Below are 26,106 nucleotides of genomic sequence, written 5' to 3' on the forward strand. Positions count from 1 at the left end.
GCCTCAGGCCACGAACGACCGGGGCGTCTCCGCCCCCGCCGCGCCTCCCGAGCGGACCAGCTCGGCCGCCGCCGCCAGCCTCAGGGCCGCCTCGTCCGCCACCGGACCGCCCACGGTGAACGGCAGACGCACGTATCCCTCGAAGGCCCCGTCGACCCCGAACCTGGGACCCGACGGGACGCGCACGCCGACCCGCTCCCCCGAGACCGCGAGCCGCGAGCCCGACAGGCCACCGCTGCGCACCCAGAGCGTGAGGCCGCCACGGGGTGCCGCGAACTCCCACTCCGGGAGTTCGCGGCGCAGCGCCCGGACCAGGTCGTCCCGGTTCTGCTTCGCCTGCTCGCGCCGTACGGCCACCGCCTGCTCCCAGCCGCCGGTGCGCATCAGCCAGTTGATGGCGAGCTGCTCCAGGACGGGGGTGCCCATGTCCGCGTACGCGCGGGCGGCGACCAGGCTGCGGATGACGTCGGGCGCCGCCCTGACCCAGCCGATCCGCATCCCGGCCCAGAACGCCTTGCTGGCGGATCCGACCGTCAGGACCGTGCTGCCGGCGGGGTCGAAGGCGCACACCCGGCGCGGCATCTCCACGTCCTCGTCCAGGTGGAGCTCGTGCATGGTCTCGTCGACGACCAGGACCGTGCCCGCGGAACGGGCGGCTTCGACGAGGGCGCGCCGCTGCTGCTCGTCGGCCAGGGCGCCGGTGGGGTTGTGGAAGTCGGCGACGACGTACGCCAGGCGTGGCGCCGCGTCCCGCAGCACCTGCCGCCAGCGGTTCATGTCCCAGCCGCCCAGCCCCTCCTCCATGGCCACGGGCACGAGCCTGGCGCCCGCCTCCCGCATGAGCTGGAGGATGTTGGCGTAGCTCGGGGACTCGACGGCGATGCGCTCGCCGCGTCCGGCGAAGAGGTGGCAGATGGCGTCGATGGCGCCCATGGCCCCCGTGGTGACCATGATCTGTTCCGGCATGGTCGGGATGCCCCGCTCGGTGTACCGGTCGGCGATCATCTGCCGCAGCGCGGGGAGGCCGGCCGGGTAGTCCCCGTGGGTGTGCGCGTACGGGGGAAGTTCCTCCAGCGCGCCCTGCACGGCCCGCGTCAGCCACGGCTCGGGGGCGGGCAGCGAGGCGCAGCCCAGGTCGATCATGGAGCCGAGCGATTCGGGGGGCAGAGGTTCGAGACCGCGGGCGGGCAGCGGGTTGCCCGCCGGGACGGCTGTCCAGCTGCCCGCCCCTCGGCGCGACTCCAGGAAGCCCTCGGCGCGCAGCGCCTCGTAGGCGGCGGCCACGGTGGTCCGACTGTGGGACAGCGCGAGCGCGAGCTCGCGCTCGGCGGGCAGCCGGGCGGCGACCGGGACCCGGCCCTCCAGGACGAGCAGGCGCACCCCGTCGGCGAGCGCCCGGTAGGCGGGCGGCTTCCGGCCGCCCGGCGCCAGGGGACGGGCCTGCTGCGCCCGGAGCTGCCGGGCGAGCTGGGCCGCGCTGACCGTCGAAGTCCACTGCGCCATGGAAATCAGTCCACCTTCCTCGGATTGGCCGTAGTTGGCGGCCGATCCCCCGCCACACAGTGAGATGCAGCAGTCCACTACGAGCATACGGGGGCACCACTTGTCCGACATGACCGCCCGGAGCGGCACCCGGCTCACCCGGCGGCTGACCCATCTGTACGCCGGCCTGGCGCTGTACGGAGCGAGCTCGGCGCTCCTGGTGCGAGCGGGGCTGGGACTCGAACCGTGGGGCGTTCTGCATCAGGGCCTGGCGGAGCGGACCGGCATCTCGATCGGTGTCGTCTCGATCGTCGTCGGAGCGGTCGTCCTCCTCCTGTGGGTCCCCCTCCGGCAGCGCCCCGGGCTCGGCACCGTGTCCAACGTCTTCGCCGTCGGGCTCGCGATGGACGGCACGCTCGCCGTCGTACCGGACGTGCAGGGCCTCACGGCCCGGATCGCGGTGATGGCGGCCGGCATCGTGCTCAACGGGGTCGCGACGGGGCTGTACATCTCGGCGCGGTTCGGCCCCGGACCGCGTGACGGCCTCATGACCGGCCTGAACCGGCTGACCGGCCGCTCCATCCGGCTGGTGCGCACGGCGATCGAAGTGGCCGTCGTCGCGACCGGATTCCTGCTCGGTGGCTCGCTCGGCGCCGGCACGGTCCTGTACGCGCTGGCGATCGGCCCCCTCGCACAGCTCTTCCTGCGCGTCTTCGACCTCCCCGCGCCGGACGGGGGCCGTGGGGGCGTTGCCGGACGGCCACCCTCGGAGGCGATACTTCCGCAGTGACCTCTGGACGCCATCCCTATCTGGACCATCCCTCTCCGATCCCCTTCGCCCACCGCGGCGGGGCGGCCGACGGGCTGGAGAACACCGCCGCCGCGTTCCGGCGGGCGGCCGGGGCCGGTTACCGCTACTTCGAGACCGACGTGCACGCGACGGCCGACGGCCGTCTCGTCGCCTTCCACGACCCGACACTCGGCCGGGTGACGGACGCGCACGGCCGGATCGCGGATCTCCCCTGGGGCGAGGTGCGCCGGGCGAGGGTCGCGGGCCGCGAACCCCTTCCGCTCTTCGAGGAGTTGCTGGAGGAGTTCCCCGAGGCGCGATGGAACGTGGACATCAAGGCCGGGCGCGCGCTCGTCCCGCTCGTGGAGTTGATCCGCCGGACCGACGCCTGGGACCGGGTGTGCGTGGGGTCGTTCTCGGAGGCCCGGGTCGCCCGGGCGCACCGCCTGGCGGGTCCGCGCCTGGCCACCTCCTACGGCGTGCGCGGCGTCCTCGGCCTGCGGCTGCGCTCGTTCGGCATCCCCGCGGCGCTCAGGGCGGGCGCGGTCTGCGCGCAGGTCCCGGAGAGCCAGAACGGCATCCGCGTCGTCGACCGGAGATTCGTCCGCGCCGCGCACGCGCGCGGGCTGCAGGTCCACGTCTGGACGGTCAACGAGGCGGCCAGGATGGCGGCGCTCCTGGACCTCGGGGTGGATGGCATCATGACCGATCACATCGAGACGCTGCGCACGGTGCTGAGCGAGCGTGGGGCGTGGGCCTGACGCCGGGGCCAGCCGCGTCCGCACGGGACGAGCGAGGGGGCGCGGCGTGAGCGCAGACACCGCAGGGACGGCGGGGCGGGCCGGGCAGCCGGCCGGGAACGCCGAGCGCAGGCGGGAGCAACGGGGCTGGTACTTCTACGACTTCGCGTGCTCCGTGTACTCCACGAGTGTCCTCACGGTCTTCCTGGGCCCCTATCTGACGTCCGTGGCCAAGGCGGCTGCCGACGCGGACGGCTTCGTGTATCCGCTGGGCATACCCGTGCGGGCGGGGTCGCTCTTCGCGTACGCCGTGTCGGTGTCCATCGTCGTGGCCGTGGTCGTCATGCCGGTGGTGGGCGCGGCCGCGGACCGCACGGGACGGAAGAAGCCGCTGCTCGCCGCCGCGGCGTACACGGGCGCGACGGCGACGGCCTGCATGTACCTCCTGGACGGGCACCGCTATCTGCTGGGGGCGTTCCTGCTGATCGTGGCGAACGCGTCGATCTCGGTGTCGATGGCGCTGTACAACGCCTATCTGCCGCAGATCGCCGCCCCGGACGAACGCGACGCGGTCTCCTCGCGCGGCTGGGCCTTCGGGTACACCTCGGGGGCGTTCGTCCTGGTCCTGAACCTGGTCCTCTACACGGGCCACGACTCGTTCGGGCTCTCGGAGTCGGAGGCCGTCCGGATCTGCATCGCCTCGGCCGGTGTGTGGTGGGGCGCCTTCTCCCTCGTACCGCTGCGGCGGCTGCGCGACCGCCGGGTGGCCCCCGGGGGCGCGGGCGCGGTCGGCTCGGGCTGGCGGCAGCTCCGGGCCACGCTGCGCGACATGCGGCGCCATCCGCTCACCCTGTCGTTCCTGCTCGCCTATCTGGTCTACAACGACGGCATCCAGACGGTGATCTCCCAGGCCTCGCTGTACGGCTCCGAGGAGCTGGGTCTCGGCCAGACGACCCTGATCACGGCGGTGCTGCTCGTCCAGGTGCTCGCGGTGGCGGGTGCGCTGGGGATGGGGCGGCTCGCCCGGGTGTACGGCGCGAAGCGGACCGTTCTCGGCTCGCTGGCGGTGTGGACCCTGATCCTCGCCTCGGCGTACGTGCTGCCCGCCGGCGCGCCGGTGTTCTTCTACGCGCTGGCCGCCGCGATCGGCCTCGTGCTGGGCGGCAGCCAGGCCCTCTCGCGGTCGCTGTTCTCGCACCTGGTCCCGAAGGGGAAGGAGGCGGAGTACTTCTCCGCCTACGAGATGAGCGACCGGGGACTCAGCTGGCTGGGGCCCCTGGTGTTCGGTCTCGGCTATCAGCTGACGGGCAGCTACCGGGATGCGATCCTGTCCTTGGTGATCTTCTTCGCGCTCGGTTCGGCGCTCCTCGCGAGGGTCCCCGTCCGGGCCGCGGTGGCCGCCGCGGGCAATCCGGTTCCCGAACGGATTTAGACGTTGAAGTGAAAGGCCGGTAGTGTACGCCTTTGGCCTGCTCGGAGGACCGTTACTGCGTGTCGAAGAAGTCAAACCGTTGGGTGACAACTTCGACCAGATGTGACAAACCGGGCACCGGTGGGTAAGCAACCCAGACAAAGGCAGCGCACGACGGGCGACGCATGACCGGCAACGGGAATCTTTACCGCCGACCGGACGTTGACCGGATGACGACGACAGCGACTTCTGTCCTGTGGGCGACAAGCCCGGGAGGCACGATTCATGAGTGAGCGAGCTCTCCGCGGCACGCGACTCGTGGTTACCAGCTACGAGACGGACCGCGGCATCGATCTGGCCCCGCGCCAGGCGGTGGAGTACGCATGCCCGAACGGACATCGTTTTGAGATGCCGTTCTCGGTAGAGGCGGAAATTCCGCCGGAGTGGGAGTGCAAGGCGTGCGGCGCCACGGCACTCCTGGTGGACGGGGATGGCCCCGAGGAGAAGAAGGGCAAGCCTGCGCGTACGCACTGGGACATGCTCATGGAGCGGCGCACCCGCGAGGAGTTGGAGGAGGTGCTGGCCGAGAGGCTGGCCGTCCTGCGCTCCGGCGCCATGAACATCGCCGTGCACCCGCGTGACAGCAGGAAGTCCGCCTGACCGCGAGAACACCGCACAGCCGCAAGAGCCGCGGGCCGTGACACAGAACCTGTGTCACGGCCCGCGGCTCTTCGTGCGTTTCGCGGCACGTGTCCGACGTACGTCCCCGTAACGGGCGGGTGGGCTCAGGGCCGGCGGGTCAGCGGGTCAGCGGGTCAGCGGGTCAGCGGCGGACGGTCCGCGTCCGGCCCGTCGTCGGGGCGCGTGCCGCCGGCAGCCCCGTCCTCGCGGATGACCTCCCCCTGCACCACCTTGCCGTCGGGCCGGTGGATGCGGGCCTGCTGGAAGGCGTCGGAGAAGCCCCCCGGGGCCGCCGCGCGCATGCGCCGCTCCAGCGAGCGCTCCGCGGCGCGGCCGAGTACGGCGCGGACCGGGGGCAGCAGGAGCAGGAGCCCCGCCGCGTCGGAGATCACTCCGGGGATCATCAGGAGCAGCCCGCCCAGCATCAGCAGGCCGTTGCCCTTGCTTCCCGTCCGCCCGGTCGGCGCCTCGGTGGCGCCGGGCTGTCCGGGCATCTGCTGGAGCGTCTCCGTGAGGTTGCGGAAGGCCCGCCGGCCGGCCCTCTTGATCACCACGGCGCCCAGCACCGCTCCGGCGACCAGGATGAGCAGCACGGTGAAGCCGTTCGTCGCACCCGCCACCAGGATCAGCAGCCAGATCTCCAGCACGATCCAGACGGCGACGCCCAGCGGCAGGAGGGTGCGGGCGCGTGAGCGCCGCGGACGGTTCGGAGGCGGTGTGCCGGTCGTCATGTCCCCAGTGTGCCTGTACGGGCGTGCAAGCGGCGTAAGGGGGTGATCTTGAGGGTCGCGGCGGGAGGGCGCCGGAGCCGCGGTCAGGGCGTCCTGCGCCCCAGAACCTTGTTGGCCCGGCCGGTGATGCCCCAGCCGGTGACCCGCCACAGGGCTTCCACGAGGATGTCCTTGCTCATCTTCGAGTCGCCGATCTCGCGTTCCATGAAGGTGATCGGCACCTCGACGACGTGGTAGCCCGCCTCGACGGCGCGCCGGGCGAGGTCGACCTGGAAGCAGTAGCCCTGCGAGGCGACCTCGTCCAGTCCCAGGCCGTCCAGCGTCGGGGTACGGAAGGCCCGGTAGCCGCCGGTGACGTCACGCACCGAGAGGCTCAGCAGCATGCGGGAGTAGAGGCTGCCGCCGCGCGAGATCATCTCGCGGTGCCGCGGCCAGTTGACCACCCGGCCGCCGGGTACCCAGCGCGAGCCGAGGACCAGGTCGGCCCCCTTGAGGGCGGTGAGCAGACGGGGCAGTTCCTCCGGCTGGTGGGATCCGTCGGCGTCCATCTCGACCAGGACGCCGTACCCGTGCTCGGAGCCCCAGCGGAAGCCGGCGAGGTAGGCGGCCCCGAGCCCTTCCTTGCCCTTGCGGTGCAGGACGTGCACGTGGCCGTCGTCGGCCGCGAGCTCGTCGGCGGCCTTCCCCGTACCGTCGGGGCTGTTGTCGTCGGCGACGAGGATGTCCGCTTCCGGGACGGCGGCGCGCACCCGGGCGACGATGAGCTTGATGTTCTCGGCCTCGTTGTAGGTCGGGATGATCACCAAGACTCTGCCGAGCGGGCCGAACTGCCTCTGACCGCCGTCGTTCACTACTGCCCCTTAAAGTCCGTACGCAGGTGCACACCATATCCAGCGCGCGGGGGGCGTCACTCCGACGCGGTCACGCGGATGGAGTGCGGCGCGGGGACAGATGTGTGGAACTGCGGACAGAAGATGCGCGCGGGGGAACAGCGCTGCGGATCGGGGCCCGGTGTCCTTCGGGCCGACCTGGGACCCGCTGGCTGCGGGTCGACCGAAAGCCGTTGTCTACTGAACCTCCGGGCCCCACCCGGGTCACACCTGCCGTCCGGACGAAACCTTCCCTCGCCCCCGAGGCGCGGGCGCTGAACCTGGCTGTCAGCGGTGGTGCGCCGGTGCGGCACACCACCTCATGACCCAGCGGCGTTCGACGACTGCGTGGAGGTCTGACCGGTCGGACGTCCAGTGGTGGACCCGGCCGAACCTACCGGCCTGTGGGCGCTTTCTGTCAACAGTCGCCCGACCTGCGATTCCTTCCGAAAACGCCTGGTCAGTGGCGCGAGTTCACGGGCCCCGGCGGACCGCCCGCGCCATCGATCGGCGGTACGAAATCCCGAGACGTCACTCGTTCGGCCTTACGTAGACCGTGTGTCCGAACACCACCGTGCGCAGGCACACTGGGAGTTCGGCCCCGGGCGTGAGATCGGGCAGGCCGGGGGTGCCGGAGCGGGGATCGGTCGACCAGCGCGCCACCCGGTCGTCGGGGGCCTGGACGAGCAGTTCACCGGTACGCCAGACGGCGTAGTCGGCCGGGGCTCCCGGCACGAGCACACCCGCGTCGTCGCGGCCGACGGCCCGCCAGCCTCCCCGCGTGTGGGCGGTGAAACCGGCGCGTACGGAGATCCGGTGCTCCGGCGTGCGGTGGTGCGCCGCGGCCCGCACCGTCCCCCAGGGGTCCAGGGGGGTGACCGGGCTGTCCGAGCCGAAGGCGAGGGGCACTCCGGCGCGCAGCATCGCCGCGTACGGGTTGAGGGTCGCGGCGCGCTCCGCGCCCAGGCGCGCGGCGTACATCCCGTCGGTGCCGCCCCACGCCGCGTCGAAGGCGGGCTGGACCGAGGCGGTGAGGCCCAGTTCGGCGAAGGCCGCGATGGTCTCGGGAGTCAGCATCTCCACGTGCTCGACCCGGTGCCGCGACGCCCTGACGCGGGCGAGCCCGAGAATCCCCGCGGCGGCCCGGACCCCCTCCACGACGGCGGTGACCGCCGCGTCGCCGATGGCGTGGAACCCGGCCTGCAGCCCCGCCTCGGTACACGCCGTCACGTGGGCGGCGACACCCGCGGCGTCGAGCCGCCCGGTGCCGGTGTGCGGGGCGTCGGCGTAGGGCTCGTGCAGCAGGGCCGTGTGCGAACCGAGCGAACCGTCGACGAAGAGGTCACCGGCGGCGCCCACGGCACCGAGCTCACGGACGCGGCGGGCGCCCTTCGCGTCCTCGATCCGCTCGGCCCAGTAGCCGAACACCCGGGGGCCGGTCCGCTCGGCGGCGAGCTCGAGCAGCCCGGTGAAGTCGTCCTCGTCGGAGATGTCGGGACCGGCGCACTCGTGCACGGTGCCGATCCCGAGCGACGCGGCGTGCGCCAGGGCGGCCCGCTGGGCCTCCCTGCGCTGCGCGGGCGTGACGGCACCGTAGGCGGCCGCGCGGACGGCGTGGTGGGCGTCGCCGGTCAGGGGCGCGTCGGGGTGGTACCCGGGCATCGAGGTGGCGCCGGGGACGAGGTCGAGGAGAGCTGTGCTCACGACGGCGGAGTGGACGTCCACACGGGGCAGGTAGAGGGCGCGCCCGCCGGCCGCCTCGTCGAGTTCGGCACGGGACGGGTGGCGCCGCTCGGGCCAGCGCGCCGCGTCCCATCCGTGGCCCAGGATCACCCGGTCGCCCGGGTGGCCGTTCGCGAACGCGCGGACCATCGCGAGGGCTTCGGTGAGGGTGCGGGCGCCGGAGAGGTCCAGCCCCGTGAGGGCGAGTCCGGTCGACGTGGTGTGGACGTGGGAGTCGGTGAAGGCCGGGGTGACCAGCGCCCCTTCCAGGTCGATCACCTCGTCGACGCCGCTCGCGAAGGCGTCCGCGGCCCCCTCGGACCCGACCCAGGCGACATGGCCGCGTTCGACGACCATCGCGGTGGCGAACGGATCGGCGGGGCTGTGGACGTCTCCACCGCGCAGCAGCACGGTGCGGTGTTCGCTCTGGGGGGCGGTGCTCTCGGTCATGGGACCAGTCTCGCGCCTGCCGGAACCGGCGCCGCCCGCGCCCCCTCCCCCGAGCGGCCCGCGCCCGCCTCAGATGCGCGGCGGGCGGGCCTCGTACGGGGTGGACAGGACGACGGTCGTGCGGGTGGAGACCCCGGCGAGCGTACGGATGCGCGTGAGCAGGTGCTCCAGTTCCACGGGGGCGGAGACCCGCACCTTGAGGATGTAGTTCTCGTCCCCCGCGACGCTGTGGCAGGCCTCGAGCTCCGGCACGCCGGCGAGCCGTTCGGCGATGTCGTCGGGGGCGCTCGGGTCGAAGGGTTTCACCGAGATGAACGCGGTGAGGGGCAGGCCGAGCGCTTCGGGGTCGACGACCGCGGCGTAGCCGCGGATCACCCCGCGCTGCTCCAGCCTGCGGACACGCTGATGAACGGCCGAGGTGGACAGGCCCGTGGCCTTGCCCAGGTCGGTGTAGCTCATCCGCCCGTCCTTGACGAGCAACTCCACGATCTGACGGTCCAGCTCCTCCATGCCGTCAACCTATGGCCCCGAGTCCCTCCAAGCACAGCCGCGGGAGGCCCGGAAGGGCTCGTTCGAGGGGCATGTGACGAATGCCACAAGTTTGCGGGTGGGTTGCGGTCGGGCCGGCGATTACGGCAGACGCGCGGGGGGAAGTGCTTGCTGTGGCCGAGGCCGTGGCGCCTGGCCGGTCCATCTGAGGGGGAAGATCCCATGCAGAGCCTGAAGCTCACCGGACGTGTCGAGCCGGATCCCGACGAGTACGCCGCACGTGACGAGGACAGCGCTCCCGACGCGTACGACACATTCGAGATGTACCGGGTCGTCTGCCCGGACTGCGCGCAGCCGATCGCCCTGCTGGCGGACGAGGACGTGCTCCCCGAGCACGCCCTGTGCCCCTCGCCCTGGAACCCCTTCGTCCTCACCGTGTGCCCGGGGACGAACCGTGACGCCTCCCTCGCCCGTCCCGCCGACGAGACCCTGGAGGTCCAGGAGCAGGAGACGGCGCTGCTGCTGACGCTCCCCCAGGGGCTGGACTGGCGGATGCAGCCCTTCTCGCACGCCGGAGGCCCGGGATCGCGTCCGGTGCGGTACGTGCCCCCGACCCGGCGCCAGGCCGCCTGACACCGGCTCCGCCGTCGACGGACGCTCCACGCCGGTCACCCCGGCGGGGAGCGGACCGCCTCCGTCCCGTGGCGGGCCCGGCACCCGAGGAACGGGCGCGCGATTCGGACGGACAGTGACCCGGGGCCCCGTGACGGCGTTGGTTCTGTATGACCACGCTGCATCCAACAGCCGGCCCCGTACGTCGCCGTCTCACCGCACCGACGACCGGAGAATCGGTTCCGCAGCCCGGAGCCCCGCCCCGGGAGTCCGCACGCCAGCCCGTGCCGCAGCCCGCCGACCCGCCCATCTACCGCGCGATGCTGCGCCACTGGGAGAGCGCCGGCCGGACGATGCCCGGGCGCCAGGACCCGGAGTGGAACCGCATCATGACGACTCCGGTCTGGTCCTACCGGCCGGCCCGCCTCAGCGCGTCTCCGGACCCGCGAGGTGACGGGCGATGACCATGCGCTGGATCTGGTTGGTGCCCTCCACGATCTGCAGCACCTTGGCCTCGCGCATCAGCCGCTCGACGGGGAAGTCCAGCGTGTAGCCGTATCCGCCGAGCACCTGCACGGCGTCCGTGGTCACCCGCATGGCCGCGTCGGTGCAGAACAGCTTCGCCATCGCCGCCTGCCGGGAGAAGGGCAGACCCGCGTCGCGCAGGCGCGCCGCCTCCAGGTACAGCGCCCGGCCCGCCTCGATGTGGGTGGCCATGTCGGCGAGCATGAAGCGCAGCCCCTGGAAGTCCGCGACGGGCCGCCCGAACTGGTGGCGCCCGGTGGCGTATCCGACGGCCTCGTCCAGGGCCGCCTGGGCGACTCCGATGGCACACGCGGCGATCCCGAGGCGCCCCGAGTCGAGGGCGGACAGGGCGATCGCGAAGCCCTGGCCCTCCTCCCCGATCCGCCGGTCGTCGGAGATCCGCACGCCGTCGAAGTGCATCTGGGCGGTCGGCGAGCCCTTCATGCCCATCTTCTTCTCGGGCAGGGCCGCGTCGAGGCCCGCGGCGTCGCCGGGCACCAGGAAGGCGGTGATGCCGCGCGGGCCCTCCACGCCGGTCCGGGCCAGCACGGTGTAGAAGTCGGCCACGCCGCCGTGCGTGATCCAGGCCTTGGTTCCGGTGAGCACCCAGCCGTCGGCGTCCCGCACGGCCTTGGTGCGGAGCGAGGCCGCGTCGGAGCCCGAGGAGGGCTCGGAGAGGCAGTAGGCGCCTAGCAGTCCGCCGGAGAGCATCGCCGGGAGGCGGGCGGCCCGCTGCTCGTCGGTGCCGAAGCCGGCGAGCGCGTGGCAGGACAGCGAGTGGACACTGACGCCGAGGCCGACGGTCAGCCTGGCCGCCGCCAGTTCCTCCAGGACCTGGAGGTAGACCTCGTAGGGCTGGTCGCCGCCGCCGTGCGCGGAGTCGTAGGGGAGCCCGAGCAGTCCGGCCTCCGACAGCAGGGTGAAGACCTCGCGGGGGAAGGCTCCCGCCTCCTCCTCGTCGGCCGCCCGGGGAGCGATCTCCTTCGACACGATGTCGCGGACGAGCTCGATGAGCTGCCGGGACTCCTCGGTGGGCAGTCGGCGTTCCACGGGCTGCGGGGCACGGTCGGACATGACGGCGCTCTCCTCCCTGTCGGGGGTTACGGCGGTCGCGCGCGCGGGGTGTGAGCGGCTCCGCCGGACGGTCCCGGGCGATGCCCGGAAATCTACGGCTCCCCAGCCGATCCTGCCTTCCCGGATCACGGGAGGCGCTGGCCAGCGGCTGTGGCGCGTCGAGTATGCCCGATCGGAGCGCTTCCGTCACCGGGGGCCGGCGCCCTTGATCAGGGAAATTGGTCCGAACCATTGACCCAACTGGTCTAGTCCTCCTACGGTCTCCAGCACTGCCTCATCGCGTCCATGCCAAAAGCGACGGACCGTCGGGCATCCCCACGCCCTCCCCCACGAGGAGCCACGATGAACGGACTTCACCGCCCCCGCGCCCGCCTCCGGGCGCTCGCCGCGAGCCTCTGCACCGCCGCACTCGGAGCCGCCCTCCTCGGCGTCGCCGGCACGGCCCCTGCGGGCGCGTCCCCCACCGCCACCGCACCCGCCGCCGAGGCGGCTCCCGCCGCAGCCGGTGACAAGGTGGTCGGATACTTCACCAACTGGGGTGTCTACGACCGCAATTACCACGTCAAGAACATCGAGACCTCGGGCTCGGCCGACAAGCTCACCCACATCAACTACGCCTTCGGCAACGTCCAGGGCGGCAAGTGCACCATCGGCGACAGCTACGCCGACTACGAGAAGGCCTACACGGCGGACCAGGCCGTCGACGGGGTCGCGGACACCTGGGACCAGGAACTGCGGGGCAACTTCAACCAGTTGCGGAAGCTGAAGAAGCTCCACCCCGATCTGAAGGTCATCTGGTCCTTCGGCGGCTGGAGCTGGTCGGGCGGCTTCGGCGAGGCCGCGCAGAACCCCGCCGCCTTCGCGGAGTCCTGCCACAGCCTGGTCGAGGACCCGCGCTGGGCCGACGTCTTCGACGGCATCGACATCGACTGGGAGTACCCGAACGCCTGCGGCCTGACCTGCGACACGAGCGGCCGCGACGCCTACGGCAACCTCCTGTCGGCGCTCCGCTCCGAGTTCGGCGACGACAGCCTGATCACCTCGGCGATCACGGCCGACGGCTCCGACGGCGGCAAGATCGACGCGGTGGACTACGCGGGTGCCGCCACGTACCTCGACTGGTACAACCCGATGACGTACGACTTCTTCGGCGCCTTCGCGGCGCAGGGCCCGACGGCTCCGCACTCACCGCTGACCTCCTACCCGGGCATCCCGACGGAGGGCTTCCACACGGACGCGGCCATCTCCAAGCTCAGGGAACTGGGCGTGCCCGCCGGGAAACTGCTGCTGGGCATCGGCTTCTACGGGCGCGGCTGGACCGGCGTCACCCAGTCCGAGCCGGGCGGCACGGCGACGGGCGCGGCCCCGGGGACGTACGAGGCGGGCATCGAGGACTACAAGGTCCTGAAGAACAGCTGCCCCGCCACCGGCACGGTCGCCGGCACGGCGTACGCCCACTGCGGCACCAACTGGTGGAGCTACGACACCCCGGCCACCATCGGCACGAAGATGGACTACAAGGCCGAACAGGGCCTGGGGGGAACCTTCTTCTGGGAACTCAGCGGCGACACGGCCGACGGTGAACTCATCAGGGCCATCAACTAGCCCGGACGGGGTACACGCACGGCAGGGCGGGTCAGGGGTGGGGTGCCGGGCGGGCGCCCCACCCCACCCGTCGCGCGGGGCCGCGAGGGTCGCAGGACGTGCGCCCGGCCCGCCGCCGGGCTCCGGCTCCCGCGGCCCGTTCACCTCAGGTTCTCCCTACCGTCGGCCAACAGCCTCTGTGTAGTCGCACATTGTGGCGATTCGAGGCCATACGATGCGGCTGCGGAGCGCGCACGGGGAACACGGGGGGAGGCGCGGTGTCCGGAAGGCAGTACGCCGGGACGTCAGGCGGGGCGGTGCCGGAGAAGATCTGGGGCGCCCTGCCCAAAGGTGTGGAGCTGTACCACCTGAAGCCGGACGGCAGCATCGAACTGGCGGACCGTGAGGGCAGCCGGCCGCTGGGGGCCGGGCACGCCCTGCTCCGCTTCATCGACGACGGGCAGTTCGCCCACTACCTGATAGGCGACGCGGGCACGTCGCCCGAGCGTCCCTCGAACGCCACCGTCAAGCTCGGCGTCGTGGGCCCGCGCAGCGCCTTCACCCCGCACGCCCACGGCGGGGAGCACTTCGTCCTCAGCCTGGGCCATGCCGCGTGCGGCCTCCACGACGAGCACCGCGACCGGGTCACCGAAGTCCCCCTGGCACCGGGGATGCTGATACGTATCCCCGAGATGATGCCCCACTCCTTCGCCAACAGGGGCACCGGTCCGCTGACGATCCTCGCGGCCAACTCCGGTTACGGGATCGACCACGAGGACTACGCCGTGACCGCCGAGGAGGCGGAGCGCCGGGCCGGCGCCGGGACGGCGGCAGGCGGTCCCACCGTGGCGACCCCCGCCGAGTACCGCGCCCTCGCCACCGCCCTGCGCGGCATCGAGCACATGCAGCGGGAACGCGGCATCCCCGTCACGACGGTCCGCGAGCGCCTGGCGGCCCGGCTGCGCCGCGTGGCGACGGCGCTGGAGGCCCGCCGGTGATCTGCCCGCACTGCGCGAAGAACCTGCTCCAGAAGGAGCGCACCGGAAACACCTGCTCCCACTGCGGGCGCACGTACGCCCTCGATCCCAAGACCAACTCGCTGCGGCTCCACGACCTGCGCGTGCGCAGGGTCGCCGCCAAGGTGACGGAGGACGTGAGCATCGAGGTGACGTCGGACCAGCTCTGGTACGCGCTGTCGCGCTCGCGCCTCCGGAAGGCCGACTTCACGCCGGGCTGTGCGGGAGCGACCCTGCCACTGGGCGTGTTCATCGGATGCTTCGGCCTGGGCTTCGGGAGCACCCTCGTCCTGGCCGTCGCCGCCGGACTGCTCCTCATGGGGGCGGGGTTCGCGGTGGCGTGGGCGGCCGGGGTGGACCGGGGGTTCCCGGCCATGCCCCGCGCCGTGTTCGAGTCGCAGGCGCTGCGCCACTGGCGGTCCCGGTACGGGGGGCTGCCACCGGGGATCATCGACGCCGCGCGCACCCCGGCCGGGGGGACCGGTGGGTCCGCGGCCTCCCCGCACGTGGCCGTACTCCTGTGTCCCGACGACGCCGTCAGGGTGTTCCTGGCCGCGTCCGGTCTGCCCGGCCGTTTCGGCGTCCTGCTGGCCGACGACCTGGACACGGTCCGCGCCCTGCCCGGGGACGAGCCCGTGATCGTGCTCCGGGACGCGGACGCCTGGGGGGAGCTCTACGTCCGAGACGTGCGCGCGGCGCTGGAGAGGCGCCGGGTCGTCGACGCGGGGCTGCCGGTCCGTTCCGTCGTCACCCGTGCCCGCGCGGTTCCGTACCGGGACCGCGGCACCGTGCCCGAGCCGCGGACGATGGAGCGGCTGGCCGACAGCGGGGACTTCACCGCGCGGGAGCTGAAGTGGATGGGCAGGGGCTGGCGGTTCCCGCTCGTCGCCCTGCCGCCCGCCCGGCTGCTCGCCGTCTTCACCCGGGTCGCCGGACAGGCCGCCGCCGCGGCGGATCCGGAGCACGCGCGCGCCTCGGGCCTGGGATTCATGACATGGCCCGGTCCGGGCTCCCGGGGCGCCGGGAGGCAGGGGTGATCTGCCCGCACTGCGCGGCCTCCCTCACCGGCAAGGAACGCGCCGGCCGCGTGTGCGGTCCCTGCGGCAGGCGTTTCGCGCTGGATCCTGCGGTCGACGGCAAGGGTGCGCACGACATCCGTATCCGGAGGATCGTGGAGCACGCCACCGGCCAGGGCCGGCTGCGGATCACGCTCCACCAGCTCTGGTACCTGTCGCTGAGCCACCACGAGGCCTGGCCGCCGCGCCCTGCGCACGGCGTGCCGCCCCGGGTCCGGCGGCTCGTGGCGTGGCCCGTCGCCGTGGTCCTGCTCGGGTGCGCGGTCCTGGGCACGGCCAGGGGTCCGGCCCTGCTCGCGTGGGCCGCCGCGGGGGCCGCGTTCCTGGTCCTCGCCGTCGCGTCGTCCATGCGTCACCGCCCGGCCCGGCGCGCCGGCTTCGCCGCCGTCCCGGACAGCACGACGTTCTACCGGCGCATGGCCGACGGCTGGACGGACGTGTACGGCGGACTGCCCGACGGGGTGGTGGACGACGAGTACCCCCTTCCCGATCCATCTGTTCCCTCCGGCCGCCCCGAGGCCGTGATCCTCTGCACGGACTCGTCGGTCGGCGCCTTCCTGCGGATCAACGGCATCCCCGCGCGGCTGGGCGCCGTGGTCATCGCGCCGGGTGAGGAGGACGGCGCCAGGGAGGCCGGCTTCGTCGCCGACGCGCTGAGGGAACTCGCGCGTCACCGCGGCACCCTCCCCGTCGTGGTCGTGCACGACGCCGAACCGCTGGGCGTCCTGATGGCCCCCCTCGTCCGCGCCGCCCATCCCGGACGGACCGTGGTGGACGCGGGCCTCCCCGTGGCCGTCGCCAGGTCCAGGCCGGGCGCCGTCGTTCTCGCCCCGCACGGGAGTGCCGTCGGGGCGCACGAACTGCGCACGGTGGCGAGCCTGTCGGAGCCCGACGCGGCCTGGCTCGCCGAGGGCTTCTGGAGTCCGCTGGCGGCCGTCCCGCCGCAGTTGCTCGAATCGGTCGTCGTACGGGCCGTGGAACGCGCCCGGAGCGCCGGTCCGGCCGGCACCGGCGACGCGGACCCGGGCTTCCTCGCCTGGCCCGCCGAACAGTGGCCCGCGGACGCCTGTGCCGCCGCGGGTGCCGCGCGGAGCGACGGCGGAGCCCCGGACACCGGCCGTGGCCGCACCGGCCCCGGCGCATCCCGGAAGAAAGGCGGCGGCGCCCCGTGAACACACGACCTGGCCGCGGCGGCGTAGCCCTCACCGGCCCTCTCGGCCGTCCGGGGGCACGGCTCCTGGACGCGGCGGTCACCCGGGCCGCGGCCCGTGCGGCGGGCCCCGGCGGACTCCGGTTCACGGAACGCCAGCTCTACTACGAGACCTGCCGGGTGCTGAGCCCGGCGACCCGGCTCACCCGCCCCGCGCGGACTCCGGCACCCGGCCTCCGGCTGCCCGTGTTCACTCGCGCGCTGGACGCGCGGGGCCGGGAGTCGGTGCCCGGGCTGCTGCCGCCCCCGCCGGACGTACCGCCCCGGCTCCCCGCCGCGCGGGAGGGCGCGGAGAGCGACCTCCACGCCTACGGGCTGCCGCGCCTCCTGGTCTGCCAGGACCGTTCGATCGCCCGCATGCTGCTCTCCAACCACGTCCATGTGGAGGCGGCCTGTCCCGTGATCGCGGCGGACGACGCGCTGTCCCCCGATCCGCGCGTCGTCGCGGCCCTGGAGCGGGCCGGGGGCGCGACGGTCCACGTGCTGCACGACGCGAGTCCCGAGGGCGTCGGGCTTCCGGCCCGCGTCAGGGCCGCGTTCGGGCCCGTGCCCGGGGTGCGGGTCGCGTCGATCGGTCTCGCCCCGCGCCACGCGGCGGCGCTGCGCCTCCCCTCCGGCCGGGGTCCGGCGCCGGACCCCGGCCGGACGGTCCGGCCGCCCGCGCTCAGGCCCCAGGAGGCCGCCTGGCTGCTGCGGGGACGGTTCGCCGAAGCGGCAGCCGTGCCACCGCAGCGCCTGGTGCGCACGGTGCTGCGGCTCACCCGGGGGCCCCGCCCGCCGCGCACCTCCGTGTGGACGGACCTGCGCGGGCTGCGCGAAGCGGGCTTCCTCAGCTGGCCCGCCTCATGAGCCGCCGCCCTCACGCCCCCGCCGGGAGCGCCCCGGCGCGTTCCCGCGCGCGCAGACCCACGAGACCGCTCCTGCCCGGCACCCCGGAGGACCGCACACGATGATCCGCCCCCACGAGATCGGCTACTTCGACGAACTGCTCGCCGACGGCAGCGTCCACCGGCGCTACGAGGACGGCAGGCAGGAGTGGCGGCGCCGCGAGGGCTCGTCCCGTCGGCTGGTCCACTGGCACGACAGCGCGAACGCCTCCGGCACCGACGAACTGCTCGGCAAGCACATCGTCAAGCGGACTCTCGCCGACGGCACGGTGACGTACGGGAAGGACATCGGGTACGGGCGCACCCTGTGGGGCCGCGGCGAGACGCTGATGGTCAACCGGACGTCGTTCGGCGGCCGGGCGGGTGCGCTGCTCACCGGGCTCGGTGTCGCCACCCTCGCGATCACGGCGGCCCACCTGCCACCGCTGAGCATGACCCCGGAAGAGGAGGAGGCCCTGCGGCAGCAGAGCCAGTCGTCCTCCTCCGGCGGCGACTCCGGCGGAGACCCGGGTACCGGCGACTGGGACGCCGGCTGGCACGACGACGAGGCCTGGAGCGACGACGACTTCGGCTGAGCCACCGGCGAGGCCCCCGGGCGGCGGGCCGGACCGCACACGACAGCGACCGACTAGGAGAGGAGCGGCACGTGGCGCGCTTCTGCGTCTGCCTGGCCCCGACGACCCGCCAGGCCCGAGACCACGTCGAGGCCATGGGGGTTCCCACCGCCGACGTCGATGTCCGAGGGGCCGGGCTCGGGCCGGTCGCCGGCGAGACGGGCCCGGCCGAGGGGCCGTTCACCGCCCACGGCCTGAGCGCGATGGGTGAGGTCACCCTCCACAACCGCCCGGTCCTCCGGGCGGCGCTGCGTGCCGACGGAGCACCCGCCCCCGCACACTGCGGCGACGGTGAACTGCTGCTGCGCTGCTGGGCGCGGCTCGGTGAGGCGGGGGTGGCGCTCGCGGAGGGCATGTTCGCGCTCGCCGTCCTCGACGGGGACGCTCTGGTCCTCGTACGCGACCACGTGGGGGCCCGGACGGTCTTCTACGCCCGCGCGGAGGGCGCCTGGGCGGCCTCGACCTCGTTGCGTACGCTGCGGCGCTGGCCCGCGCTCGGCACCTCGATGAACCTCGCGGCGGTCCGCTCCTTCCTGACGTTCGCCTATCTGCCCGGCGAGGAGACGCTGCTCGAAGGTGTGCGGGAAGCGCTCCCCGGACGCGTCCTGCGCCTGGCCCCCGACGGCGGGGTCACCGAGTCGGTGTTCTGGGAACCCCGCGAACGGCTCGGCCGGCAGGGAGCGTTGGACCCCACGCCGTACGCCCTGGCGCTCCGGTCGCACCTGGAGGCGGCGATGGCGGCCAGACTCCCCGAGGCGGAGCCGGCAGCGGTGCTGCTGTCCGGGGGTGTCGACAGCTCGCTCGTCACCGCACTGGCCGCGAAGCTCCACAGCCACCCGGTGCACACCTACTCGATCAGCTTCGGGGACGAACTGCCCAACGAGCTGGGCTACTCGGGGCTGGTCGCGGCGCACTGCCACACCCGTCACCGGGTCCTCAGCGTGTCCGGCGAGGCCGTCGCCTCCCGGCTCGCGGAAGCGGCCGCGCTGCTGGACAGCCCGGTCGGCGACCCGTTGACGGTGCCGAACCTGATGCTGGCCGAGGCCGTGGCCGCGGACGGCGCGTCCGTGGTGCTCAACGGGGAGGGCGGGGACCCGGTGTTCGGCGGGCCGAAGAACCTCCCGATGCTGGTGCAGGAGATGCACCGGGAGCCGGGTGCGCCGTGGGACGATGACCGGGCGACGGCGTACCTGCGCGCCTACCGCAAGTGCTGGACGGATCTCCCCCAGCTGCTGACCGGGTCTGCCCTGGACGCGCTGCGGGGCGAACCGCTCCCTCAGCGGTTCGTCGAGCCCTACCTGACTCCCGGTCCCGGCAGCCCGCACCGCATGGACGGGCTGCTCAACCAGCTCCTGCACTGCAACCTCCGGACCAAGGGCGCCCACCACATCCTGACGAAGGTGGAACGTCTGACCGCCTCCCAGGGCGTCGAGGGCCGCTCCCCGCTCTTCGACCGCCGGGTGATCGACCACGCCTTCGCGACGCCGCCGGAGCTCAAGCTCCGCGGCACGGCGGAGAAGTGGATCCTCAAGGAGGCGGTCCGCGACCTCCTGCCCGGCACGGTCGTCGACCGGCCCAAGAGCGGGATGCGGGTCCCGGTGCAGCAATGGCTGGCGGGTCCGCTGCGCGATCTGGCCGGGGACCTGCTGCTGAGCCGGCAGTCGGCCGGCCGCGACCTCTTCCGGCCCGCCACCATCCGTACGTGGATGAAGGGCGAGGGCACCCTCCTGCCGCGGCAGGGAGGCAAGTTGTGGCTGGTACTGACCCTGGAACTCTGGCTGCGCTCGTACGGACTGTGAACGGCACGGTGCGTGAGGGAGCGGCGGGAGACGACGAACGGAGAGCGACGATGAACACCCGGCTCGAAGACCCGCGCACGGGCCTGCCCCGCGGGACGGCCCCTCTGTCGCGCGAACCGGAGGTCGGGGCCGCCGTGGCGGCCGGACGCGCGGCGCTCGGGGCGTGGAGCTCCCTGACCCCGCGGGAGCGGGCCGGCCGGCTGGACCGGCTGGCGGCCCTGATCGAGGCGGACACCGCACGTTACGTCGCCCGGGAACGCGCCGGGACCGGCAAACCGGACGTTGAGACGGCGGGTGAGGTGGCGCAGGTGGCTGACCTCTTCCGCTTCTACGCGACGGCGGCGCGCGCCGCGACGGCTCCCGCCGCGGGCGCCCTGGTGGCCGGGCACGAGAGCTGGGTGCGCTGGGAGCCCGTCGGCGTGGTCGGTGTGGTCGTGCCCTGGAACTACCCGCTGATGATGGCCGCATGGCGTTGCGCCCCGGCCCTCGCCGCGGGCAACACGGTGGTCGTGAAGCCGGCCGAGACCACTCCGGACACGGTGGAACTCCTGGCGGAGCACGCTGCCGCGGCCTTGGGCGAAGGCGTCCTCCAGTCGCTTCCCGGGGACCGTTCGACGGGCCGGCTGCTCGTCGGATCGCCTGTGGACATGGTCGCCTTCACGGGCAGCGGCCGGGCGGGCCTGGACGTCACGGCACGGGCCGGGACGCGCAGGACCAGCCTGGAGCTGGGAGGCAACGCGCCGGCCCTCGTCCTCCCGGACGCTCCCGCGGACACGTTCGCGTCGCTCGCCGAGGCGGCGACGTACAACGCGGGACAGAGCTGCGCGGCCCCGGCCCGCGTCATCACGCTCACCGAGAACTACGAGGCGACCGTCGCGGCTCTGTCCACGGCGATGGGCGCGCGGCTCGCGGGCCGCGACTTCGGGCCGCTGAACAACCGGGAGCAGGTCGCCCGTTACGACTCCCTGGTCGCCGCCTCGGCGGCGAAGCGGCGGTCGGCCGCGGGGATCTCGGCCGGGCCCGGTGAGGAGGGCGGCCACTGGCGGCCCGCCCTGGTGCTGGCGGACCTGCCTGAGGACGATCCGGCCGTCGTCGAGGAGGTCTTCGGCCCGCTCCTCACGGTCCAGCACGCCCCGACCGTGGACGCGGCGCTGCGCCTCGCGAACGGTGTCCCCCACGCCCTGGCCGCCAGTGCCTGGACGACGGACCTCGGCACGGGCCTCGACCTCGCGGGGCGTCTGGACGCCGGCGAGGTCTGGCTCAACTGCCACCTGGTGCAGACGGCGGAACTCCCCCACGGGGGCCGGGGCTCGTCCGGCCACGGTACGGACCTGAGTGCCCTGGCGCTCCGGGAGTACCAGCGGCCCAAGACGGTGACCGTCCGCCTGCCGCGGCGCGCGGGTGGGGCGCCCCGCTGAGGGCTGTGCCGTACGCCGCCGTGGCCCGGGTCCGCGGGTGCGGGCCCGGGCCACGGGAGACGGAGGCGTCAGCGGCGTGCCATGGCACGGTCCAGGGCGGCGACACCCAGAGCGGCGACCAGCACCTGTATCGCGATCTCGATCCAGTCGATGCCGTCGGTGCCGGAGACGCCGAACGCGGCGGCGACGGCCGTGCCGACGAACGCCGCGACGATGCCGACGACGATGGTCAGCAGGACGCCGATGCGCTGACGGCCGGGGACGACGAGACGTCCCAGGATGCCGATGATGATCCCGATCACGATCGCACTGACGATGCCCGCGATTCCCATGTCCGTCCGCCTCCGCGCTCCGGCTGCCGCTCTGCTTCGACAGCGCTGTCGAAGTACGAATGCCCCGGGTGCGGCGGCGCATGCGTGAGCGGCGCGGCAGCAGGGACTCCGGCGCGTGGGCCCTGCCCGTTCAGGCCGCCTGGAGGCCCATCAGCCGCGCGATCAGGTCGTCGAGGCTGACCAGGCCGACGAGGCGGCCGCTCCCGTCGCGGATCACGGCCAGGGACGCCCTGTGCCGCCGGAGTTCCTCCACGGCACGGGAGACGGTGTCCTCGGTACGCAGCTCGGGCACCGGCCGCGCCAGCTGACGCGCCGTCACCGATCGCCCCTGGGTGCGCGCGACCAGGGCGTCCCGGGCGTGCAGCGACCCGAGGACGCGCTCACCGTCGCTCACCAGGAGGCGGGTGCGGTCGGCCCGCCGCGCCCGTTCGAGGATCACGTCGAGACCGGCCCCGGCAGGCACGGTGATCATGTCCTTCGCCGGGGTGAGCAGCTCCGCCACCGGCGTCTGGGGCTCGGTCAGGGACCTGGTGATCAGCTCGGAGTCCGTCCGGTTGATCAGGCCGAGGCGTTCGGACTCGGCGACCAGATGGGTGAGCTGCTCCCGGTTGTGGACGTCCGCGAGCTCGTCGCGCGGCTCCACCCGGCAGAGCCGTACCAGGGCGTTGCTGACCTTGTTGAGGACCCTGATCAGCGGTCGTACCGTCCTGACCAGGGCGCGGAAGGGCGGTGCCAGCAGCATCGCCGAGCGCTCCGGGTGGGCGATGGCCCAGGACTTGGGGGCCATCTCGCCGGCCACCATGTGCAGGAACACGACGACGATCATGGCGACGGCGAAGGCGATGCCGTAGCTGAGACCGCTCGGGAGGCCGAGGCCGTGCAGGAGCGGGTCGAGCTCGTGGGAGATGGCGGGCTTGGAGATGGATCCGAGGCCCAGGGTGCAGATGGTGATGCCGAGCTGGGCACCGGCGAGCATCAGCGACAGCTCACGCATCCCGGCGAGGGCGGCCTTCGCACCCCGCTTCCCCTCCTCCACGGCCTTCTCCATGCGATGGCGCTTGGCGGCGACGAGGGCGAACTCCGACGCGACGAAGAAACCGCTGCCGATCAGCAGGAGCACGGTGATGAGGACTGCCAGCGGGAAGCTCACGTCTGTGACTCCTCGGTCGAGGGCTCGGCGGACGGCGCGTGCCGCTCGACGCGGACCCGGTCGGGCACGTGACGGTCCAGTGTGAGGACGGAGATGTCGACGTCCTGCACGGTGAGGCGGTCGCCGATGGCCGGGAAGCGGCCGAGCCGGTCGATGATCAGCCCGGCGACGGTGTCGTAGTCCGCCTCCTCGGGGAGGGCGATGCCCGTGGCCGACGCGACCTCGTCGAGGCGGCGGCCCGCGTCGACGAACCAGCCGCCGCCGTCCGCGACGGCGAGTTCCACGACGGTGTCGGACTCGTCGGCGATGTCGCCGACGAGTTCCTCCGCGATGTCCTCGTACGTGACGACCCCGGCGACACCCCCGTGTTCGTCCAGGACCACCGCGAACTCGTCGTCCCGCTCCCGCATCTGCGCCACGGCGTCCGGGAGCGGGAGCGTCTCCGGCAGCAGCAGGGGCCGCCGCGCGGCGTCACCCGCGGTGTCCCGGTCGAAGCCGTCCGCGGACAGCCGCATCAGGTCGCGCACGCCGAGCACTCCGGCGACGTCGTCGGGATGATCGCCCAGCACGGGATAGTTGGAGTGCCCGTGACGCGCGATCAGCCGCACGGCGTCGGCCGCGGTCGCGTCCCCGCGCACGAAGACGGCGTCGGCCCGGGGCACCATGACCTCGTGGAGAGTGCGCTCCGAGAAGGACACCGCGTGGTCGAGGAGTTCGGCGGTGTCCGGGGGAAGGTGGCCCTGCTCGTGGGACTCCCCGATCAGGTGGCTCAGCTCCTCCAGGGTCGCGCCGTGGTGCAGTTCCTCGACCGGTTCGATGCCGGCCTTGCGCAGCAGCCCGTTGGCGGCACCGTCGAAGACGCGGACGACGGGGCCCACGATCCTGAGGTACATCAGGGTCGACGCGGCCAGCGACTTGGCCAGCCTCTCGGGCACGGCGAGCGCGAGGTTCTTGGGGGCCAGTTCACCGAGCACCATCTGCACCACGGTGGCCAGGACGAACGCCAGCACCACGGAGATGACCGAGACGGTTCCGCCGGACAGCCCGATGGCTTCGAGCAGCGGCCGGAGCAACGCCGACACGGACGGCTCGGCGAGGAATCCGACCACCAGGCCCGTGACGGTGATGCCGAGTTGGGCGCCGGACAGCATGAACGAGAGGCGTTCGAGCACCGTGAGCGCGCGGGCCGCCCGCTGGTCGCCCTCCTCGGCCTCCCGCGCGAGGGCGAGCCGGTCGGCGGCGACGTAGGCGAACTCCTGGGCGACGAAGTAGCCGGTGCCCGCGGTGAGGACCAGGACCGCGAGCAGCCCCAGCACGGCGGTCATCGCGCACCGCCCCTGCGCGGGCCGTGGTCACGGCTGTACGGGCGGGGCGGCGGCCCCGGAGGGTCCGTCGGTGTGGCGGACACGAGCTCTCCTCGGTTCTGGATGGTCCCGGCGCCGGTCATGGGCCGCGCGGGGCGTCGCGGCAGGGTTCCCCTGGCGCGGGTGGGTCAAGCCGGACAGGGGCCGGCCGGGTGAGCGGCGTCCCGAGAGCCGGCGCGCGCGTCGCGCGGCGGCCCGGCCGGACACGGCGGCCGGACACGACGGCGGCAGCAATGGCGGCAGAAGCGGCCGGTGCGGCCGGACGACGGCGGCGCGGCTGGCCCATGCGGGTTCGGTCGCCCCTTCGTCGACGGTGCCGGCCGGTGGGCCGGGGTTCGGGATCTTCTACAACACTGTAAAGGAAAGGCAAAGCCCGTGGGTGGCGATGTCGCGCGGATCACCGGCCGCACGAGCACCGAGGCCGCCCGGACCGCACGGGAGTGGGTGGATCCGGGCACGAGGACGGACCCGGCGCCGGGCCGGACGGGTACGGGCGCAGGAACGGACCCGGGCGACAAGGGCTAGAGCGGCGTGGCCGCCTTCAGGATGAAGAACAGGGTGACGGCCGAGTTCGCCGACGCGAGCGCGGAGAACGCCGCACCGGCAGCCGCGCCCCACACCGCCAGCCCCACGGTCGTGGACAGCGGCGGCCAGGCCCGTGCGGCGGGCGCCGGACCGAGCAGCGCCGCCACCCGGCGCGGGACGGGGCCGGGTGCCGCCAGCGCCGCGAGCGTGGAGAGCGGGGCCCCCGGGGACAGCAGGGCGGCCTTGCCGATCGCCCTCGCCACGCTGCGCCGGTCCCCCACCGCGAGCGCCGCCTCCTCGTCGGCCCAGCGCTCGCCGGTGAACCCGACCGCCGTACGCAGCGGGCGCAGGAACGGGTTCGCCCGCGCGGCCAGTTGGACCGTCAGCAGGAAGCGGTGGTGGGCGCCGGCCAGGTGCGCCCGCTCGTGGGCGAACAGCGCGCGCCGCTCGGCCGCACCGAGGGCGGCGAGCATGCCGGTGGTGACGACGACCCGGCCACGCGGGCCGCCGGGAAGGGCGTACGCGTACGGCGTCGTGTCCGGCAGGAGCGCCACCTGCCTCGGCGGCAGCCCCGCCAGCGCGAGATGCGCCCGTCGCCGTACGAGGAAGTGGCGCGCGGCCGTCCAGCCGCAGGCCACGAACACGGCGAGCAGCAGCGGGATGGCCACCCTGCCGGCGACCTCGTCGTACGGCACGGCCTCCCGCACCTCGGGGTCGGACCATCCGTCGGGCAGGGGATTCCCCGGCAGTTGGGCGGTCCCGACCACGACCATCAGGACGAGTGACAGCGTGCTGCACACGGCGAGAACCGACGCGACACCCGACAGGAGCCAGGTCGCGGTGCGCGGGTGCAGGTGCTGCTCGGCCAGGCGTGCGACCGGCCAGGCACTCAGGGGCAGCACCATCGGCAGGAAGACGAAGATGCCCATGCGGTCAGTCTTCCCCCTCGTCGGCCGCCGCCAGCAAGTCCCTGAGCAGCCGCTCGTCGCCCGGGGGCAGCGCGGTCACGAAACTCGCCAGCACCGCCTCGCGGTCCGCCTCGGCGTCGAGCACCTTGCGCATGCGCAGGGCGGCCAGACCCGACTCGTCGGCGGTCGCGGTCCACGCGAAGGAACGGCCCGAACGCTCGCGCTCCACCACGCCCTTGACGTGCAGCCGGGTGAGGATGGTGATGACGGTGGTGTACGCCAGACCGCTGCCGAGCCGCTCCTGGACCCAGCCGGCGTTCACCGGGTGCGGGGCGCGGCGCAGCTCCGCGAGCACCTGGCTCTCCAGCTCCCCCTGACCCCTGCGGCGGGGCTGCCGGGCGGCACCGCCCTGGTTCTGGCCGGTCATGCCGTCTCCCTCCTGCCGCGGTGCCCGGAGATGCCCGGCGCCTGGGCCGCTCATCGTACTGAGATACGACCGGTGGTCCGCACGCGTCCCGGCCACGCCCGCCCCCGGCACAAGTGGCCGCACCCCGGGTCCGGCAGGAGGAACAATGGGGGCGGATCGGGGATCGGGAGGCGGCCGGCATCTACAGCCGTGTCGATGCGCGGCGCAGGGCCGCGCGAGA

At 73.5% G+C, this 26,106-nt stretch carries 24 protein-coding genes; 13 read left to right on the top strand and 11 right to left on the bottom strand.

The window, feature by feature from the left end:
• Positions 1 to 3: 3 nt before the first annotated feature.
• Positions 4 to 1,503, bottom strand: coding sequence for an SCO1417 family MocR-like transcription factor (locus tag OHT61_RS05055; RefSeq protein ID WP_329035390.1), 1,500 nt, complete (start codon positions 1,501 to 1,503; stop codon positions 4 to 6).
• A 100-nt stretch (positions 1,504 to 1,603) separates the two neighbouring features.
• Between OHT61_RS05055 and yczE the strand changes: the two genes are divergently transcribed.
• The 4 genes from yczE to OHT61_RS05075 all read left to right on the top strand — a co-directional run bounded on the left by yczE (position 1,604) and on the right by OHT61_RS05075 (position 5,083).
• Positions 1,604 to 2,272 carry a membrane protein YczE gene (yczE, locus tag OHT61_RS05060; protein WP_443049363.1) on the top strand — a complete coding sequence of 223 codons (669 nt, stop codon included), beginning with the start codon at positions 1,604 to 1,606 and terminating at the stop codon, positions 2,270 to 2,272.
• Positions 2,269 to 3,033, top strand: coding sequence for a glycerophosphodiester phosphodiesterase family protein (locus tag OHT61_RS05065; RefSeq protein ID WP_329035391.1), 765 nt, complete (start codon positions 2,269 to 2,271; stop codon positions 3,031 to 3,033). Before yczE ends, OHT61_RS05065 begins: the two co-directional genes overlap by 4 nt.
• A 46-nt stretch (positions 3,034 to 3,079) precedes the next feature.
• Positions 3,080 to 4,444, top strand: coding sequence for an MFS transporter (locus tag OHT61_RS05070; RefSeq protein WP_329035393.1), 1,365 nt, complete (start codon positions 3,080 to 3,082; stop codon positions 4,442 to 4,444).
• Between the two features lie 264 nt (positions 4,445 to 4,708).
• Positions 4,709 to 5,083 (top strand): RNA polymerase-binding protein RbpA, encoded by a 375-nt coding sequence (locus OHT61_RS05075; protein ID WP_014044757.1) that lies wholly within the window; start codon positions 4,709 to 4,711, stop codon positions 5,081 to 5,083.
• 155 nt (positions 5,084 to 5,238) lie between these two features.
• Here the strand turns inward: OHT61_RS05075 and fxsA are convergent, their stop codons facing one another.
• From fxsA to OHT61_RS05095, 4 genes are all read right to left on the bottom strand, one after another.
• Positions 5,239 to 5,835 (bottom strand): FxsA family membrane protein, encoded by a 597-nt coding sequence (gene fxsA, locus OHT61_RS05080; RefSeq protein WP_329035397.1) that lies wholly within the window; start codon positions 5,833 to 5,835, stop codon positions 5,239 to 5,241.
• 83 nt (positions 5,836 to 5,918) lie between these two features.
• The gene (locus OHT61_RS05085) at positions 5,919 to 6,686 is read right to left on the bottom strand and encodes a polyprenol monophosphomannose synthase (protein ID WP_329035399.1); all 768 of its coding nucleotides are present in this window, start codon (positions 6,684 to 6,686) and stop codon (positions 5,919 to 5,921) included.
• A 549-nt stretch (positions 6,687 to 7,235) separates the two neighbouring features.
• Positions 7,236 to 8,876 carry an amidohydrolase gene (locus OHT61_RS05090; RefSeq protein ID WP_329035401.1) on the bottom strand — a complete coding sequence of 547 codons (1,641 nt, stop codon included), beginning with the start codon at positions 8,874 to 8,876 and terminating at the stop codon, positions 7,236 to 7,238.
• Positions 8,877 to 8,945: 69 nt separating this feature from the next.
• Positions 8,946 to 9,386 (bottom strand): Lrp/AsnC family transcriptional regulator, encoded by a 441-nt coding sequence (locus tag OHT61_RS05095; RefSeq protein WP_329035403.1) that lies wholly within the window; start codon positions 9,384 to 9,386, stop codon positions 8,946 to 8,948.
• 201 nt (positions 9,387 to 9,587) lie between these two features.
• Here OHT61_RS05095 and OHT61_RS05100 point away from each other — a divergent pair, with 201 nt between their 5' ends.
• Positions 9,588 to 9,998, top strand: a complete 411-nt coding sequence (locus OHT61_RS05100) for a hypothetical protein (RefSeq protein ID WP_329035405.1) — start codon at positions 9,588 to 9,590, stop codon at positions 9,996 to 9,998.
• 405 nt (positions 9,999 to 10,403) lie between these two features.
• Here OHT61_RS05100 and OHT61_RS05105 read toward each other — a convergent pair whose 3' ends face one another.
• Positions 10,404 to 11,576, bottom strand: coding sequence for an acyl-CoA dehydrogenase family protein (locus tag OHT61_RS05105; RefSeq protein ID WP_329035407.1), 1,173 nt, complete (start codon positions 11,574 to 11,576; stop codon positions 10,404 to 10,406).
• 342 nt (positions 11,577 to 11,918) lie between these two features.
• On the opposite strand from OHT61_RS05105, the gene OHT61_RS05110 reads away from it, so the two are divergent.
• From OHT61_RS05110 to OHT61_RS05145, 8 genes are all read left to right on the top strand, one after another.
• Positions 11,919 to 13,181, top strand: a complete 1,263-nt coding sequence (locus OHT61_RS05110; protein WP_329035408.1) for a glycoside hydrolase family 18 protein — start codon at positions 11,919 to 11,921, stop codon at positions 13,179 to 13,181.
• Positions 13,182 to 13,438: 257 nt separating this feature from the next.
• Positions 13,439 to 14,158: a cupin domain-containing protein gene (locus OHT61_RS05115; protein ID WP_329035411.1), complete on the top strand. Its 720-nt coding sequence runs from the start codon at positions 13,439 to 13,441 to the stop codon at positions 14,156 to 14,158.
• Positions 14,155 to 15,213, top strand: a complete 1,059-nt coding sequence (locus tag OHT61_RS05120) for a hypothetical protein (RefSeq protein WP_329035413.1) — start codon at positions 14,155 to 14,157, stop codon at positions 15,211 to 15,213. Before OHT61_RS05115 ends, OHT61_RS05120 begins: the two co-directional genes overlap by 4 nt.
• Positions 15,171 to 16,424 carry a hypothetical protein gene (locus OHT61_RS05125; protein ID WP_329035414.1) on the top strand — a complete coding sequence of 418 codons (1,254 nt, stop codon included), beginning with the start codon at positions 15,171 to 15,173 and terminating at the stop codon, positions 16,422 to 16,424. Before OHT61_RS05120 ends, OHT61_RS05125 begins: the two co-directional genes overlap by 43 nt.
• Positions 16,421 to 17,311, top strand: a complete 891-nt coding sequence (locus tag OHT61_RS05130; RefSeq protein WP_329035416.1) for a hypothetical protein — start codon at positions 16,421 to 16,423, stop codon at positions 17,309 to 17,311. The genes OHT61_RS05125 and OHT61_RS05130 overlap by 4 nt, the downstream gene beginning before the upstream one ends.
• A gap of 100 nt (positions 17,312 to 17,411) precedes the next feature.
• Positions 17,412 to 17,924: a hypothetical protein gene (locus tag OHT61_RS05135; RefSeq protein WP_329035417.1), complete on the top strand. Its 513-nt coding sequence runs from the start codon at positions 17,412 to 17,414 to the stop codon at positions 17,922 to 17,924.
• 71 nt (positions 17,925 to 17,995) lie between these two features.
• Positions 17,996 to 19,762: an asparagine synthetase B family protein gene (locus tag OHT61_RS05140; RefSeq protein WP_329035418.1), complete on the top strand. Its 1,767-nt coding sequence runs from the start codon at positions 17,996 to 17,998 to the stop codon at positions 19,760 to 19,762.
• Positions 19,763 to 19,812: 50 nt separating this feature from the next.
• The gene (locus OHT61_RS05145) at positions 19,813 to 21,180 is read left to right on the top strand and encodes an aldehyde dehydrogenase family protein (protein ID WP_329035421.1); all 1,368 of its coding nucleotides are present in this window, start codon (positions 19,813 to 19,815) and stop codon (positions 21,178 to 21,180) included.
• A 68-nt stretch (positions 21,181 to 21,248) separates the two neighbouring features.
• Here OHT61_RS05145 and OHT61_RS05150 read toward each other — a convergent pair whose 3' ends face one another.
• The 5 genes from OHT61_RS05150 to OHT61_RS05170 form a co-directional block, all read right to left on the bottom strand.
• Positions 21,249 to 21,512 (bottom strand): GlsB/YeaQ/YmgE family stress response membrane protein, encoded by a 264-nt coding sequence (locus OHT61_RS05150; protein WP_329035422.1) that lies wholly within the window; start codon positions 21,510 to 21,512, stop codon positions 21,249 to 21,251.
• A 130-nt stretch (positions 21,513 to 21,642) separates the two neighbouring features.
• Complete coding sequence (locus tag OHT61_RS05155; protein ID WP_329035423.1) at positions 21,643 to 22,662, bottom strand: hemolysin family protein; 1,020 nt, start codon at positions 22,660 to 22,662, stop codon at positions 21,643 to 21,645.
• Positions 22,659 to 23,987, bottom strand: coding sequence for a hemolysin family protein (locus OHT61_RS05160; RefSeq protein WP_329035425.1), 1,329 nt, complete (start codon positions 23,985 to 23,987; stop codon positions 22,659 to 22,661). Before OHT61_RS05160 ends, OHT61_RS05155 begins: the two co-directional genes overlap by 4 nt.
• Before the next feature lie 560 nt (positions 23,988 to 24,547).
• Positions 24,548 to 25,480: a M56 family metallopeptidase gene (locus OHT61_RS05165; protein WP_329035427.1), complete on the bottom strand. Its 933-nt coding sequence runs from the start codon at positions 25,478 to 25,480 to the stop codon at positions 24,548 to 24,550.
• A 4-nt stretch (positions 25,481 to 25,484) separates the two neighbouring features.
• Positions 25,485 to 25,886 carry a BlaI/MecI/CopY family transcriptional regulator gene (locus OHT61_RS05170; RefSeq protein WP_329035428.1) on the bottom strand — a complete coding sequence of 134 codons (402 nt, stop codon included), beginning with the start codon at positions 25,884 to 25,886 and terminating at the stop codon, positions 25,485 to 25,487.
• Positions 25,887 to 26,106 lie beyond the last annotated feature (220 nt).

It is taken from the genome of Streptomyces sp. NBC_00178 (genome assembly GCF_036206005.1).
GTDB lineage: Bacteria > Actinomycetota > Actinomycetes > Streptomycetales > Streptomycetaceae > Streptomyces.